The following is a 14,889-nucleotide window of genomic DNA, read 5'->3' as shown; positions in this document are numbered from 1 at the left end:
GGGGGGTTAGGGGGTGGGGAGGAGGGTGGGGAGGTGGCGTTCTACTGCGGGGAGGACGTCGGTGACGGTGATGGGGCGGTTCAGCTCGGCGGTGAGGGAGGTGACGCCGGCGTCGCGGATGCCGCAGGGCACGATCCGGTCGAAGGACGCCAGGTCGCAGTCGCAGTTGATGGCGAAGCCGTGCAGGGTGACGCCTCGGGCGACCCGGATGCCGATCGCGGCGACCTTGCGCGCCGGGCCCCGGTCGTCGGCCGGCACCCAGACCCCGCTACGCCCCTCGACCCGCCCGGCGGTCAGGCCGAACTCGGCGCACACGTCGATCAGCAACTGCTCGACCCGCCGCACGTACGCGACCACGTCGACCGGGTCGGGCAGGCGGACGATCGGGTAGCCCACCAGCTGGCCCGGGCCGTGCCAGGTGATCTTGCCGCCCCGGTCCACGTCGATCACCGGGGTGCCGTCGACCGGCCGGTCCCACGGTTCGGTGCGCTTGCCCGCGGTGTAGACGCTCGGATGCTCCAGCAGCAGCACCGTGCCATCCTGGCCGCCGGAGACCACCGCCTCGTGCAACCGACGCTGTTCGTCCCAGGCGGCGGCGTAGTCGAGGACACCGGCACGTACGGCCGTCAGGCCGGAGGTCGTCACGCTCACGCCTCCAGCCTAGACCTGTACCCGCTGGTCACCAGTGGTGAGCCGGCTCACCGGCGGACCCGCCGCGCTCGCCGCCGGATCCGCCACACACGGCGCCGGCCCGGCGATTCAGCGGCGGACCCGCCACACCCAGACGTCCTCGACCCGCTCCGGCTCGCCGAAGAGCAGGACCAGGGTACGGCGGACAGCCTCCTCGTCGACCGGCCACTTGGCACCGTGCACCTCGTCGGCGAGCACCACCGTCTCGATCCGCCAGTGCTCCAGGTCGGCCTGCACCTCCTCGCGGGTGCCCTCGGTGACGATCGGCGGCAGCCCGGTGCGGGCGGCCTGATCCAGCAGCGCGCCGAACGGGCGTGGCACCGGACCGATGCGCCCCCGGTCGTCGGGACCGCCGGGGCCGAGGAAGAACCCGGACGGGATGGCGAACTCGCCCTGCCGGTGTGCCAGCGCGTACGCCTGCCAGCGCTGACCGTCGGGGTAGACGTCGAGGGTGAGCGGTGCCGGGGTCAGCACCCCGCCGGGGGATACGTGGTCCCGCCAGGCACCGGAGGTGATGAAGCGCGGAATCGGCTCGCGTTCGCTGGTCAGCAGCGGAGTGGGGAACAGCGGCACCAGCGCCACCGCGAAGCCGACCGTCCAGGCCACCGCCGCCGGGCGGGACGGCGGGCGGCGACGCAGCTGGTCCACCGCGTACGCCAGCAGCAGGCCGATCACCGGCGTCACCACGAGCGCGAACCGGGCGGGCAGCGCGGCGTTCACCACCGGCAGGTGCCCGAGCAGGTCGAAGGGCATCGGCAGGTCGGTGCGCCGGCCCTCGACCTTGGCCACCGGTCCGAAGGAGAGCGCGGTGAACACGACCGCGAGGATCCCGAGGGCCCACAGGGTGGCCCGCCGGCGTGGGTCACCGCCCCGCCACAACAGCACGAGACAGCCGACGGCGAGCACCAGCAGCGGTAGCCCGAAGAAGGAGTTCTCCTCGGTCGGGTTGGGTGCCAGCGAGGTGCCGAATCCGGCCTCGCCCGCCAGTGAGCGGCGCGGGTAGGCGGCGTACGCGGCGATGTCCTCGGAGTGGATCACCGCGTCGAAGCCGGTGCCGTGGAACCGCTGCGGTCCGGCGAAGTGCAGCCACAGCGGGTAGGCCAGCAAAACCCCGGCGACCACCGCGGTGACCACCAGCCCGCGCAGGAACGACGGCAGGACGGCGCGGGCCTCCGCCCGGTTGGCCGGATGCAGTGCCCAGACGGCGACGAAGAGACCGAGCGCCAGCGCGGTGAAGAACAGGCCCTCGGCGGCGATCGAGAAGGCGACCGCGACGAGTACGCCCAGGATGGCGCCGTCGCGCAGCCAGTGGCCGGAGCGGCGCAGCGCGAACAGCCGCCACACCAGCAGCGGCACCAGCCAGCCGGCGGTCCAGTTCAGGTGGGCGTTGGCGTGCGAGACCATCCCGGGGGAGAAGCCGATGAACAGTCCACCGACCGCGGCGGCGAGCGGACTGCGGACCAGGTGCCGGGAGAGCAGCCAGTACCAGGCGACGGCGGTGGCGGCGAGGTTGAAGGTGAGGATCACCAGGAAGGTGGCCGGCGGCCCGATCAGGTACGTGAGCGGGGCGAAGGCCGCCGCGTACACCGTGATCGAGGTGTTGACCGCGAGGTTGACCCCGTCCGGGACGTTGATCAGATAGGTGTAGAGCGGGTTGTCGCCGTGGGTCAGCGCGTGCCCGCCGAAGGCCAGCAGCCACTCGAACAGCGCCTGGTCGCTGGAGTTGACGGTGATCGTCCGTCCGTTCGGGTCGATCCACAGCCCGCTGGTCACCCACCCGGCGAGCGCCAACGCGACAACCACCACGATCAGGTCGGTACGGCGGTCGCGAGCGACCCGCGACGGCGACGGTGAGGCGGGCGCGGACGCCACGGACGGGGAGGTGGGCACCTAGCGGACGTTACCAACCGCACCGGGACACGCCGGTCAGACCCGGCAGGTACGCGGCAGCCAGCGCTGCCACACCCGGACATCGACGAATGTGTGCACGGCCACCATGTCATCGGTGCGACACAACTGCGTAACGTCGCGGCAATCATTGGTGACCCAGCTCACAACCTATGGAGGCTCTCGTGCGCCGCACCCGTACCCGGCTCGCCGGTGCGCTGGCCGGGCTGGCCCTGGCCGCCACCGCGCTGGTGGCCGTCGCCGCGCCCGCCCAGGCCGCAACCCTGACCCAGGTCACCGGCTTCGGCTCCAACCCCGGCAACCTCGCCATGTACGCGTACCGGCCGGACAACCTGCCCTCGGGTGCTCCGGCCGTGGTGCTGCTGCACGGCTGCGCCCAGAACGCCAGCGGCTACTTCGCCAACTCCGGCTGGCAGAAGTACGCCGACCAGTGGCGGTTCGCGCTGATCGTGCCCGAGCAGCGGTCGGCAAACAACTCCAGCTCGTGCTTCAACTGGTTCGAGACCGGCGACACGGCCCGGGGGCAGGGTGAGGCGCTCTCCATCAAGCAGATGGTCGACCACGCGCGGTCGGCGTACGGCACGGCCGCCAACCGGGTCTACGTCAGCGGGCTGTCGGCCGGTGGGGCGATGAGCGCCACCATGCTCGCGACCTACCCGGACGTCTTCGCCGGTGGTTCGGTCATCGCCGGGCTGCCGCACCGCTGCGCCACCAGCATGATCAACGCCTTCTCCTGCATGAGCCCCGGCGTGGACAAGACTCCCGCTCAGTGGGGTGACCTGGTCCGCAACGCCCACCCCGGGTACTCCGGTGCCCGTCCGAAGGTGGCCATCTGGCACGGCACCAGCGACTACACGGTGGCGACGGCGAACGCCACCGAGTCCCGTGACCAGTGGACGAACGTGCTCGGTGTCTCGCAGACGCCCACCAGCACCCGGCAACTGCCGGCCGGCACCAGCGTCGAGGTGTACGGCAACGACGTGGTCCGGGTGCACCGGGTCTCCGGCATGGGGCACGGCACGCCGGTCGACCCGGGCTCGGGCGCGGACCAGTGCGGCACCGCCGCCGCCTACTTCCTGGACACCATCTGCTCGACGTACCACGACGCGGTCTTCTTCGGCCTGAACGGCGGCACCACCCCGACCCCGACGCCAAGCCCCACGACCAGCCCGACCCCGACCCCAACCCCGACCCCGACGGCGAGCCCGACCCCCACCGGCGCCCCCACCTGCGTCACCGCCAGCAACTACGCCCACGTCACCGCCGGCCGCGCCTACCACTCCGGCGGCTACGCCTACGCCAACGGCTCCAACCAGCGGATGGGCCTCTACAACACCTTCTACACCACCACCCTGCGCCAGACCGCCCCCAACCACTGGACCATCGGCTGTTGACCGGGCCACTCCGGGACGCCTGCGTTGACCATGAGGTTGTTGCCGCGCCACGCCGAGCCCAGCGGCAACAACCTCATGATCAACCTGGCCAGGCCAGGCCAGGCCAGGCCAGGCCAGGCCAGGCCAGGCCAGGCCAGGCCAGGCCAGGCCAGGCCAGGCCAGGCCAGGCCAGGCCAGGTCAGTCGTGGAGGGCGGCGTGGAGGGCGGTGGGGAGGTCGGGGTGGCGGAAGGTGAACTGGGCGCGGTTGAGGACGCCGGGGAGGACGCGGGTGCTGGTGAGGGCCTCCTGGGCGAAGCCGCCGAGGGCCACCTTCAGGGCCAGCGCCGGGATCGGGATGACCGCGGGGCGGTTCAGTTGGCGGGCAAGCTCGCGGGTGAACTCGGCGTTGGTGACCGGGGCCGGGCCGACCACGTTTACCGGTCCGGCGAGGTCGGCCCGGGCCAGCAGGAACGTGGTGGCGTTGAGCCAGTCGGTCATCGAGATCCACGGAATCCACTGCCGACCACTACCCAACCGGCCGGCGATGCCCAGCTTGAACGGCAGCAGTTGCGGCTTGAGCAGCCCACCGTCGCGGTGCAGCGGCAGCCCGGTACGCAGCCGTACCACCCGTACCCCGGCGTCCTCGGCCGGCCGGGTGGCCGCCTCCCACACCCGGGACACGTCGGCGAGGAAACCCTCGCCGGCCGGCGCGTCCTCCTCGACCACCCGGTCGCCGGTGTTGCCGTACCAGCCGATCGCCGAGGAGTTCAGCAGCACCTCCGGCCGGTCGGCCGTCGGCAGCCCGGCGATCGTGGTGGCCAGGGTGGTGGTGGTGTCCACCCGGCTGGACCGGATCAACTCCCGGTACCTGTCGTTCCAGCGCCGGTCGCCGACACCGGCGCCGGCCAGGTTGATCACCGCGTCGGCCTCGGCGACCACCGCCGGGTCCAACTGCGCCGCCGACGGCGACCACCGTCGTTCGTCGGCGGCGCGCGGCGGTCGTCGTACCAGCCGGGTCACCTGGTGCCCGTCGGCCACGAGCAGGTCGACCAGCCGGGTGCCGAGGAAGCCGGACGCGCCGGCCATGAGGATCCGCATGCCCTCCATCTTCGGGTACGCGCGGCGACCCGGCCCGGCCGAGTCGGTCAGGCTGGCGTGGCGGCCCCGGCCGGACGAAGCTCCGACAGGTGCCGCTCGACCTCCGCGTAGGCGTCGGCGGGCAGCGGCCCGAGGGCGAGCACCTGGGTGTTCTCCTCGACCTGGGCCACCGTGCGGAAGCCGGGAATCGGCACCGTACGCGGGCTGCGCGCCAGCAGCCAGCCGAGCGCGCCCTGGGCGAGGGTACGGCCGTCGGCGGTGAGTGCCGCGCGTACCCGGGCCACCCGCTGCGCCCACTCCGGCACCGGCCTGCCGTCGGCGAACCAGGGCAGCCACTCCGGTGCCCGCCCCCGCACGTCGTCGTCGCCCAGCGAGCGGGTCGCGGCGGTGAGCAGCCCCATCGCCAGCGGCCCCCGGTTGATGCTGGCCAGGTCGTACTTCTCGCAGACCGCCAGCATCTCGGCGTTGTCCCGCAGCACGGACTGGTCGTGCTGGATCGCGGTGCAGTGCGGGGCGGCCGGGGCGAAGGCGGCGGCCGAGGCGGGGTGGTCGGTGCTCCACCCGTACGCCCGGATCTTGCCCTGGGTGACCAGGCCCTCAAGCGTGTCGACCAGGTCGAGCGCGAGCGCCGGCGCCAGGTCGTTCAGGTGCAGCTGCAACAGGTCGACGTGATCGGTGCCGAGTCGGCGCAGCGACGCCTCCAGACTTGCCACCGCGTATTCGGGACGGTGGTCCTCGCCGGTGGCCCGGCGGGTCGCCTCGTCGGAGGCGTGGCCGAACTTGGTGGCGATCACCACCTGGTCGCGACGGTCGGCCAGCGCCCGACCGAGCACCCGCTCGCTGTGCCCGGCCCCGTAGTTGCTGGCCGTGTCGAAAAAGGTCACCCCGTGCTCGATCGCCGCGTGCACGGCCCGCACCGACTCATCGTCGTCGACCTCGCCCCAGCCCAGCGGCTGCCGGTCGTCGCCCCACAGCGGACCGCCGATCGCCCAGCACCCCATGCCGATGGCGCTGACCTCGATCCCGCTGCGACCCAGTTTCCGTGTCATGGTCATGCCGCCAAGCCTCCCGCTTGGAGCACACTCGAAGTCAAGCGGCACCGGCCCGCCGCCAGACGACGGCGCACGGCCTCGTGTTGCCGCACGAGATGCCGCAACTCGCGCTCTCCGGCGCCGGGGGAGACCCGAGATGCCGCAACTCGCGCCCACCAGGTGCCCGGGGAGACCCGGGATGCCGCAAGTCGGGCCGCTCGGCCGCTACGACTGGCCGTGCCGTGCGGTCAGGTCGTGCCGGGGGGTTGGCCGTGCCAGCGGGCGCGGTAGGCGGCCTCGTGGGTCTCGTGGGCGGTGCGTTCGGCGAAGACCACCGCGCGCAGCGTGTGCCGGGCCTCGGCCATGAAGACGACCTCCGCGAACACCAGGCCGACGCAGATCGCGGTGAGCAGGCCGAGGGCGACCAGTCCGGGCAGGGGCATGGCGACCGGAATGGCGGCGAGCAGGACGACCAGGGTGGCGACCCGGGTCCAGCTCAGCGTGTGCAGGGTACGGAGCTGGAAGGCCATGTTGCCGAGCAGGTAGAGGAACACCCCGCCGAACAGCATCGGCACGTTCGGACCGTGGGCCGGCTCGGTGACCGGCACGCCGGGTTCGGCGACGTCGTGCACGATGCCCTCGGCGCCGAGGGCGAACAGGATGATCCCGGCGATCATCAGCAGGTAGAGGTAGGCGTAGGCGTCGCGGGCCATCAGCACCCGGGCACGACCCAGGCTGGCGTGCAGGGCGATCCGGGCGGCCGGGCCGATCAGGTCGTAGTGCACCCACCACAGGGCGGCGGTGAAGAAGATCCCGAACACGGCCGCGGTCACGCCGGGCCAGGTCGGCGCCTGGCCGAGCAGGTTGCTGCCGACGCCGACGGAGATCACCGACTCGCCGAGCGCGATGATCAGGATCAGGTCGTACCGTTCGGTCCAGTGCTCCGCCGAGGTGACCTGCCAGCCCCAGGTGCGGGCCAGCAGACCGGTGCCGTACTGCAGCAGCACCACGGACACCCAGAGCGCGTCCCGGATGAACGCGGCCATTCCGGCGTCGGGGATGTGGGTGGGTAGCAGGGCGGCGACCAGCAGCAGCGCGGTGCTCAGCGCCAGCTCCGGGGCGTACCTGAGCAGTTGCCGGCGCTCGGTCGGGTTGTCGCGCACGACGTGCAGGAACAGGATCAGATGGATGGCGCGGATGACCACGTAGCTGACCGCGACCACGATCGGCCCGGCTTCCTCCTTGTGGTCCTGGAACGCCTGCGGCAGAGCCAGGGCGAAGCAGAACAACGCGGCCATCGACACGACCATCAGCACCGGTACGAAACCCTCGCCGATGCGGATGCGGGTGGCCACCACCGTGTGCACCACCCAGCACCACCAGAGCACGGCCAGCACCAGCGCGGCGTGCAGCAGCTGGCGGCCGTTGATGTTGGCGGCGGTGGCCCGGGTGATGATGAAGAACGAGAAGACGAAGACCAGGTCGAAGAAGATCTCGAACTTGTCGACCCGGGCACCGGGCGCGATGCCGACGGCCGGCCCTAGCCGTCCCCGCCAGCCCACGTCGCCCACGGGCTGAGTCTGGCAGTGCTGACCTGGGCGTACGCCCGTTTTCGATCAGCCCGGCCGGCGGTACCGCAGGCCGTCCATCAGCAGGTCGAGTAGGCGCCGGGCCTGGTCGCGCTGTTCCCGGCCACCGGCGGCGAGTGAGACTCCGCTGAGCCCGGCGAGGACGTCACCGGGCTCCACGTCCGAGCGGATGGTGCCGGCCGCCGCGCCCGCGGCCAGCAGTCGCTCCAGGGCCGCCAGCAGCCGGTCCCGGCTCTGTCGAACGGGTTGGTGCCGACGGCGATCACCCCCTGACCGCGACCTCCCAGTCGATCATGAAGTTGTTGTCGCGCCACGCCGAACCCGGCGACAACAACTTCATGATCAACCCTCGGGGGTGGCGGGGCGGCGGGGCGGTGGGGTGGGTGGGAAAGGCGGGGCGCCCCGGTCCGGGAGGACCGGGGCGCCCCGCTTGGTGCGCTGGGGTCAGAGGCCCAGTTCGGCTTCGAAGTTGCCGGTCTCCAGGCGCTCCTTGACGGCGGTCAGGAAGCGGGCCGCGTCGGCGCCGTCGATCAGCCGGTGGTCGTAGGACAGGGCCAGGTAGACCATCTGGCGTACGGCGATGACCTCGCCCAGATCCGGGTCGTTCACCACTACCGGACGCTTGACCACGGCACCCGTACCCAGCATCGCCGACTGCGGCGACGGCACGATCGGAGTGTCGAAGAGGGCACCCCGGCTGCCGGTGTTGGTGAGCGTGAAGGTCGCGCCGGCGATCTCGTCCGGGCTGATCTTGTTGGTCCGGGTCCGCTCGGCCAGGTCGGCGACCCGCTTGGCGATACCACCCAGGTTGAGGTCACCCGCGTTGTGGATGACCGGCACCAGCAGGCCCCGCTCGGTGTCCACCGCGATACCGAGGTTCTCGGCGTCCGGGTAGGTGATCGTCCCGCCGTCCAGGTCCATGCTGGCGTTGACGATCGGGTACGCCTGGAGCGCCTCGATGGCCGCGAGGGCGAAGAACGGCAGGAACGACAGCTTGACGCCGTGTCGCTGCTGGAACGACTCCTTGGCCTGTGCCCGCAGCTTGGCGACCTTTGTGACGTCCACCTCGACCACCGTGGTCAGCTGCGCCATCTCGTGCAGCGACGACAGCATCCGCTTGGCGATGGCCGCGCGGATGCGGGGCAGCTTCTCGGTGGTGCCCCGCTTGGCGCTCGGCTGCGGCTTGGCGGCCGGCTTCGCCGGTGCCCCGGCCGCCGGCTGTGCTGCCGCCGGAGCCGGTGCGGCCTTGGCGGCCTTGGCCTGCTCCGCCGCGTCCAGCACGTCCTGCTTGCGGATCCGGCCACCGACTCCGGTGCCGTTGACCGCGGCGAGATCCACGTTGTGCTGGCTGGCCAGCTTGCGTACCAGCGGGGTCACGTAACCGGCGGCCTGCTCGCCGCCGTTGGACGGTGCCGTCGCGCGCTGCGGTGCCGGGGCCGCCGGCTGCGCCGCCTGCTCGGCCTTGACCGGCTCCTGCGCCGTCTCGGCCTCGGCGGCCGGCTCGTTGTACGACACGCCCGGCGTCGGCTCGGACACCTGCGGCTCCGGCTTGGCCTGCGGCTCGGGCTTGGCCTGCGGCTCGGGCCTGGCCTGCGGCTCGGGCTCGGGCTTGGCCTGCGCCGCGGGCTTCGGCTCCGGCTTCGACTCGGCCGGGGCGCCACCGGCGGCACCGACCACGGCCAGGGTCGCGCCGACCTCGGCGGTCTCGTCCTCGGCGACCTTGATCTCCAGGACGGTACCGGCGACCGGCGAGGGGATCTCCGTGTCGACCTTGTCGGTGGAGACCTCCAGCAGCGGCTCGTCGACCTCGACGGTCTCGCCGACCTGCTTGAGCCAGCGGGTGACCGTACCCTCGGTGACGCTCTCGCCCAGGGCCGGCATCTGCACCGGGGTGCCCTCACCCGACGGCGCGGGTGCCGCCTGGGCCGGCTGCTCGGCCGGCTCCTCGACCGCCGGCTGCTCCGCCTCGGCCTGCGGCTCCGCCGCCGCCTCGGCGGCCTGCTCGGCGGGGGCCTCCTGCTGCTGCGGGGCGGCCCCGCCGCCGGCCGACTCGCCCTCGCCGGAGATCACCGCCAGCTCGCTGCCGACCTCGGCCGTCTCGTCCTCGCCCACCACGATCCGGGTCAGCACCCCGGCCGCCGGGGACGGGATCTCGGTGTCGACCTTGTCGGTGGACACCTCAAGCAGCGGCTCGTCGACCTCGACGGTGTCACCCTCCTGCTTGAGCCAGCGCGTGACGGTGCCCTCGGTGACGCTCTCGCCGAGCCGGGGCATGGTGACCGATACCGGCATGTTCTCCAGACTCCTTCATTTCCCTGGTGGGGGGAGCGTCGCCCGTCGCCGGACGCCGCGGGTACGTCGTGATCAGGCGTGCGCGTGCAGCGGCTTGCCGGCAAGCGCGAGGTGCGCCTCGCCCAGGGCCTCGTTCTGCGTCGGGTGGGCGTGCACGAGCTGCGCCACCTCGCCCGGGTACGCCTCCCAGTTGTAGATCAGCTGCGCCTCGCCGACCAGCTCGCCGACCCGCGCGCCGACCATGTGCACGCCGACCACCGGGCCGTCCTCGACCCGCACCAGCTTGACGAAGCCGGCCGTCTTGAGGATCTGGCTCTTGCCGTTGCCGCCGAGGTTGTAGTTGTAGGTCTTGACCTTGTCGGCGCCGTACTGCTCCTTGGCCTTCGCCTCGGTGAGGCCGACCGAGGCCAGCTCCGGGTCGCTGTAGGTGACCCGGGGGATGCCCGCCTCGTCGATCACCGCCGGGTTCTGGCCGGCGATCTCCTCGGCGACGAAGATGCCCTGCTGGAAGCCGCGGTGGGCGAGCTGGAGACCGGGCACGATGTCGCCGACGGCGTAGACGTTCGGCACGTTCGTGCGCAGCCGCTCGTCGGTGAGCACGTAGCCCCGGTCGACCTTGACGCCCTGCTCCTCGTAGCCGAGGTCGGCGGTGTTCGGGCCCCGGCCGACCGCGACCAGCAGCAGCTCGGCCTCGACGGTGTCGCCACCGGCGATCGTCACCTTCACCCCGTTGTCGGTCTTCTCGACCTTCTCGAACGGCTTGCCGACCTTGAAGTTGATCTTCCGCTTGCGGAAGGCCCGCTCCAGCGCCTTCGACGACTCCTCGTCCTCGGCGGCGACCAGCCGGGGCAGCGCCTCGATGATCGTCACGTCCACCCCGAAGGACTTCCACACGCTGGCGAACTCGACGCCGATCACACCGCCGCCGAGCACGATCGCCGAGCTGGGAACCCGGTCCAGGGTCAGGGCGTGGTCGCTGGTGATCACCCGCTCGCCGTCGATCTCCAGGCCCGGCAGGCTCTTGGCGTACGACCCGGAGGCCAGCACCACGTTGCGGCCGGTGTACCGCTTGCCGTCCACCTCGACCGCGTTCGGCGCGACCAGCTTGCCGTGCCCCTCCACGATCGTGATCGACTTGTTGCCCTTGAGCATGCCCTGCAGGCCCTTGTAGAGCCGCGAGACCACGCCGTCCTTGTACGAGTTGACCCCCGCCATGTCGATGCCGACCAGTTCGGCCTTCACGCCGAACTGCTCCGACTCGCGGGTCTGGTCGGCGATCTCGGCGGCGTGCAGCAGCGCCTTGGTCGGGATGCAGCCGTTGTGCAGGCAGGTGCCGCCCAGCTTGCCCTTCTCGACCAGCGCCACGGAAAGGTTCAACTGGGCGGCGCGCAGTGCGGTCGCGTAACCGCCGCTACCACCTCCGAGGATGACGATGTCGAAGGTTGCGTCGTTCGGCTCGCTCACGTCCAACTCCCAGGTCGCTTCGCTGCATCGGGGGTCACGGCGGGGTAACACGGACACACCCCACCTCGGCCATCTTGTCACCACCGCGTCGCACCCGCGTACCGAGGTGCCCAACGACACGTCGCCGCCACGTACCCTTGGCTCTGCCTTCGATACGCCACGACTGGGGAGACGGCTCGGTGGGACTGTTCCGGCGAAGCAAGCGACCACGCGCGGCTGACCCTGACCGTACGGCCAATCGTGCCGATCTGGAGCACCTTGAGAACTTCGTCCGTACCCGCAAGGGTGTCGAGGCGTACATCGAGCCGCGTACCACCGTCACCGAGACCACCGTGATCCTGATCGCCGACGACGGCGAGTGGACCCGGCGCCGGATCGACGGTCCGGACGGCGCGCGGCGGTTCGCGTACCGGGTCAGCATCCCGATCTACGACGTGGCGCTGATGGGCTACCCGCAACGCATGCGCGACTACAACGAGCGCCGCAAACGCCGCCCCGAGCAGTACTGAGATCCGCAGGGGCCCCTCGCTCACGACAAGGGGCCCTTGCGCAGTCCGCGCAGTCCGCGCAGGGCTCAGCCGTTGGCGGCCACGTCGTCGATCAGGTGGAGCAGGGTACGGACGGGGACGCCGGTGCCGCCCTTGGTCCAGTAGCCGGTCGCCTCGCCCGCGTGGTACGACGGGCCGGCGATGTCGATGTGCGCCCAGGCGACGTCGTCGGTGACGAACTCGCGCAGGAAGACACCGCCCTGGAGCATGTGCCCAGCCCGGTCCATGCCCGCGTTGACCTGCGAGATGTCGGCGACGTCGGAGTCCATGCCCTTGCGCACGTCGTCCGGCAGCGGCATCGGCCAGGCGGGCTCGCCGACCGCGTCACCGGCGCCGCGGACCCGCTCGCACAGCTCCGCCGTGCCCATCACGCCGGAGATCCGCTTGCCCAGCGAGATGACCTGCCCGCCGGTCAGGGTGGAGGTCTCGAACAGGTAGTCGCAGCCGTCCGCGCAGGCCCGGGCCATCGCGTCGCCGAGGATCATCCGGCCCTCGGCGTCGGTGTTGAGCACCTCCACCTTCTTGCCGTTGAACATGGTGATCACGTCGCCGGGCCGGTACGAGGTGCCCGAGGGCATGTTCTCCGCCATCGGCACGTACCCGGTGACCGCCACCGACGGCTTCAGCTCGGCCACCGCCAGCATGGTGGCCGCCACCGCCGCCGCACCGGCCATGTCGGACTTCATCTCCCACATGCCCTGCGCCGGCTTGATCGAGATGCCGCCCGTGTCGAAGGTGATCCCCTTGCCGACCAGGGCGACCCGCTTGCCGGTGCCGCCACCGTCCGGGGTGTAGGTCAGCTTGACCAGTCGCGGCGGGGCCTCCGAGCCCTGCCCGACGGCGATGATGCCGCCGTAGCCCCCCTCGCGCAGGGCGACCTCGTCGAGCACCTCGACCTCAAGACCAGCCGCCCGACCGGCCTCGGCGACCGCGTCGGCGAAGGCCGGCGGGCGCAGCTCGTTCGGGGCGATGTTGACCCAGTCGCGGGTACGCCGGACCGCGCCGGCCACCGTCTGGGCCCGGACCACCTCGGCCTGTGCCGCCGCGTCCGCGGCGTCCGGTACCGCCACCAGCACCTCGGCGACCGGCTCGCGGCGGGTCGGCTGCGGCCGGGTCTTGTACCCGGCGAAGCGGTAACCGCCGAGCAGCGCGCCCTCGGCGACCGCGCGCAGCGCGTCGGCGGCGTCGGCGTCGTCGGGCAGTGGCAGCGTCATCGCCACCCGGGCCGCGCCGGCCAGCGACCGCACGGCGGCGCCCGCCGCCCGGCGCAGCGTCTCCGGGGCGGGCGCGGCACCGGTGGGCTCCGGGCCGAGGCCGACGGCGGCGAGCACCGGCGCGGTGACCGTGCCCAGCGTCGCCAGCTTGATCACCTCGCCCGGGCCGCCGGTCGCGCCGAGCAGTGCCAGCGTCTCGGTCAGCTTTCCGTCGAAGGCGGCGGCGATGCTCTCGGCACCGCTGGCGAGCAGCAGGGTGCCGGCGAGGCCGCTGGTGGCGTCCTGCTCGCCGGTCGTACTGTGCACGCCGATCACGATCGCGTCGACGGCGAGTTCGGCGGGGTCGGTGTCGACCAGGCTCAGGGTGGTGCTGGGCGATGTCACGGAGGCTGCTCCCGGGCGGGCCGGGCCGGTCGCGTGGTGGCGTACCGGCGGTGGAGTTCCCCGGCGGATGATTACCCGCCGGACGTCATTGCTGCCCCGCCGGGTGATCCGGCGGTCCCGCCGATGCTAACCAGCCCGGTGCGTCCCGGTAAGTTGCCACCCATGACCGAGGTGACCACCGACGCCGCCGCGACCCGGCTGCGTCGTTCTCCGCTGGCCGACCGGCACACCGCGCTCGGCGCCAAGTTCGCTCCGTTCGGGGGCTGGGAGATGCCCCTGGAGTACGCCGGCGGCGGGGTGCTTCGCGAGCACACCGCGGTGCGTACCGGGGTCGGCGTGTTCGACGTGTCACACCTGGGCAAGGTGCGGGTGACCGGGCCGGGGGCGGCGGAGTTCGTCAACGCCTGCCTCAGCAACGACCTGGGTCGCATCGGGCCGGGCCGGGCGCAGTACACCCTCTGCTGCGACGAGGCGACCGGCGGGGTGGTGGACGACATCATCGCCTACCTGTACGCCGACGACCACGTCTTCCTGATCCCGAACGCGGCGAACAGCGCCGAGGTGGTACGCCGGCTGCGCGCCGCCGCGCCGCCGCAGGTCACGGTCACCGACGAGCACGAGGGGTACGCGGTACTGGCGGTGCAGGGGCCCCGGTCGGCGGAGCTGCTGGGCGGGCTCGACCTGCCCACCGGGCACGGGTACATGAGCTTCACCTCGGCGGCGCTCGGCGCGGTCGAGCTGACCGTGTGCCGCACCGGCTACACCGGCGAGCTGGGCTACGAGCTGGTGGTACCGGCCGGCGACGCGGTAGCGGTCTGGGACGCGTTGTTCGCCGCCGAGCCGGCGCCGCAGGCGTGCGGGCTGGCCGCCCGGGACACGCTGCGCACCGAGATGGGGTACCCGCTGCACGGGCAGGACCTCTCGCTGGAGATCACCCCGGTGCAGGCCCGCTCCGGTTGGGCGGTCGGCTGGGACAAGCCGGCTTTCTGGGGTCGCGACGCGCTGGTCGCGGAGAAGGCCGCCGGTCCGACGCGTACGCTGCGCGGCCTGGTCGCCGTCGAACGGGCCATCCCCCGCCCCGGCATGGCGGTCTATGCGGGCGACACCCGGGTCGGCACCGTGACCAGCGGCACCTTCAGCCCGACCCGCAAGCAGGGCATCGCCCTGGCGCTCATCGACACCGCCCCCGCCCTTCCCGACGGCGCCGAGCTGCACATCCACATCCGCACCCGCCGCACCCCCGCCCACCTGACCCGCCCCCCCTTCACCCACCCCTCCGTCAAATAACCCCACCCAC

12 protein-coding genes are annotated in these 14,889 nt (G+C 72.2%); 3 read left to right on the top strand and 9 right to left on the bottom strand.

Going from position 1 to position 14,889, the window contains the following annotated elements:
• Window positions 1–6: 6 nt before the first annotated feature.
• Both lipB and KBX00_RS28750 read right to left on the bottom strand, forming a co-directional pair.
• Window positions 7–651, bottom strand: a complete 645-nt coding sequence (gene lipB / locus KBX00_RS28755) for a lipoyl(octanoyl) transferase LipB (RefSeq protein ID WP_210831198.1) — start codon at window positions 649–651, stop codon at window positions 7–9.
• 108 nt (window positions 652–759) lie between these two features.
• Window positions 760–2,580 carry a DUF2079 domain-containing protein gene (locus KBX00_RS28750; RefSeq protein WP_210831197.1) on the bottom strand — a complete coding sequence of 607 codons (1,821 nt, stop codon included), beginning with the start codon at window positions 2,578–2,580 and terminating at the stop codon, window positions 760–762.
• A gap of 182 nt (window positions 2,581–2,762) precedes the next feature.
• On the opposite strand from KBX00_RS28750, the gene KBX00_RS28745 reads away from it, so the two are divergent.
• Window positions 2,763–3,992: a PHB depolymerase family esterase gene (locus KBX00_RS28745; protein ID WP_307869108.1), complete on the top strand. Its 1,230-nt coding sequence runs from the start codon at window positions 2,763–2,765 to the stop codon at window positions 3,990–3,992.
• A gap of 178 nt (window positions 3,993–4,170) precedes the next feature.
• Here KBX00_RS28745 and KBX00_RS28740 read toward each other — a convergent pair whose 3' ends face one another.
• From KBX00_RS28740 to lpdA, 6 genes are all read right to left on the bottom strand, one after another.
• Window positions 4,171–5,070: a TIGR01777 family oxidoreductase gene (locus KBX00_RS28740; protein WP_210831195.1), complete on the bottom strand. Its 900-nt coding sequence runs from the start codon at window positions 5,068–5,070 to the stop codon at window positions 4,171–4,173.
• A 47-nt stretch (window positions 5,071–5,117) separates the two neighbouring features.
• Complete coding sequence (locus KBX00_RS28735) at window positions 5,118–6,125, bottom strand: aldo/keto reductase (RefSeq protein WP_210831194.1); 1,008 nt, start codon at window positions 6,123–6,125, stop codon at window positions 5,118–5,120.
• 224 nt (window positions 6,126–6,349) lie between these two features.
• The gene (locus KBX00_RS28730) at window positions 6,350–7,672 is read right to left on the bottom strand and encodes a low temperature requirement protein A (protein WP_210831193.1); all 1,323 of its coding nucleotides are present in this window, start codon (window positions 7,670–7,672) and stop codon (window positions 6,350–6,352) included.
• 45 nt (window positions 7,673–7,717) lie between these two features.
• Entirely contained in the window at window positions 7,718–7,888 is a 171-nt protein-coding gene (locus tag KBX00_RS29560) for a hypothetical protein (RefSeq protein ID WP_374225388.1), read from the bottom strand.
• A gap of 246 nt (window positions 7,889–8,134) precedes the next feature.
• Window positions 8,135–9,982: a 2-oxoglutarate dehydrogenase, E2 component, dihydrolipoamide succinyltransferase gene (gene sucB / locus KBX00_RS28725; protein WP_210831192.1), complete on the bottom strand. Its 1,848-nt coding sequence runs from the start codon at window positions 9,980–9,982 to the stop codon at window positions 8,135–8,137.
• A 72-nt stretch (window positions 9,983–10,054) separates the two neighbouring features.
• Window positions 10,055–11,446 (bottom strand): dihydrolipoyl dehydrogenase, encoded by a 1,392-nt coding sequence (lpdA, locus tag KBX00_RS28720; protein WP_210831191.1) that lies wholly within the window; start codon window positions 11,444–11,446, stop codon window positions 10,055–10,057.
• A 179-nt stretch (window positions 11,447–11,625) separates the two neighbouring features.
• Between lpdA and KBX00_RS28715 the strand changes: the two genes are divergently transcribed.
• On the top strand, window positions 11,626–11,955 hold the full coding sequence (locus tag KBX00_RS28715) for a hypothetical protein (protein WP_210831190.1): 330 nt from the start codon (window positions 11,626–11,628) through the stop codon (window positions 11,953–11,955).
• 65 nt (window positions 11,956–12,020) lie between these two features.
• On the opposite strand, the gene KBX00_RS28710 is transcribed toward KBX00_RS28715, so the two are convergent.
• Window positions 12,021–13,592 (bottom strand): leucyl aminopeptidase, encoded by a 1,572-nt coding sequence (locus KBX00_RS28710; protein ID WP_210831189.1) that lies wholly within the window; start codon window positions 13,590–13,592, stop codon window positions 12,021–12,023.
• A gap of 162 nt (window positions 13,593–13,754) precedes the next feature.
• Between KBX00_RS28710 and gcvT the strand changes: the two genes are divergently transcribed.
• Window positions 13,755–14,879, top strand: a complete 1,125-nt coding sequence (gcvT, locus tag KBX00_RS28705; RefSeq protein WP_210831188.1) for a glycine cleavage system aminomethyltransferase GcvT — start codon at window positions 13,755–13,757, stop codon at window positions 14,877–14,879.
• Window positions 14,880–14,889 lie beyond the last annotated feature (10 nt).

Origin of the sequence: Micromonospora sp. C95, assembly GCF_018070465.1 — a bacterium.
In the GTDB taxonomy this organism is placed as follows: domain Bacteria; phylum Actinomycetota; class Actinomycetes; order Mycobacteriales; family Micromonosporaceae; genus Micromonospora.
The sequence above is the reverse complement of the archived record's forward strand: the minus strand, read 5'-3'. Positions and strand labels throughout refer to the sequence as shown.

Bases quoted from the DNA above. Each gene is read 5' to 3' on its own strand.
- KBX00_RS28735 (WP_210831194.1), bottom strand. From the start codon at position 6,125: ATGACCATGACACGGAAACTGGGTCGCAGCGGGATCGAGGTCAGCGCC.
- sucB (WP_210831192.1), bottom strand. From the start codon at position 9,982: ATGCCGGTATCGGTCACCATGCCCCGGCTCGGCGAGAGCGTCACCGAG.
- KBX00_RS28740 (WP_210831195.1), bottom strand. From the start codon at position 5,070: ATGCGGATCCTCATGGCCGGCGCGTCCGGCTTCCTCGGCACCCGGCTG.
- gcvT (WP_210831188.1), top strand. From the start codon at position 13,755: ATGACCGAGGTGACCACCGACGCCGCCGCGACCCGGCTGCGTCGTTCT.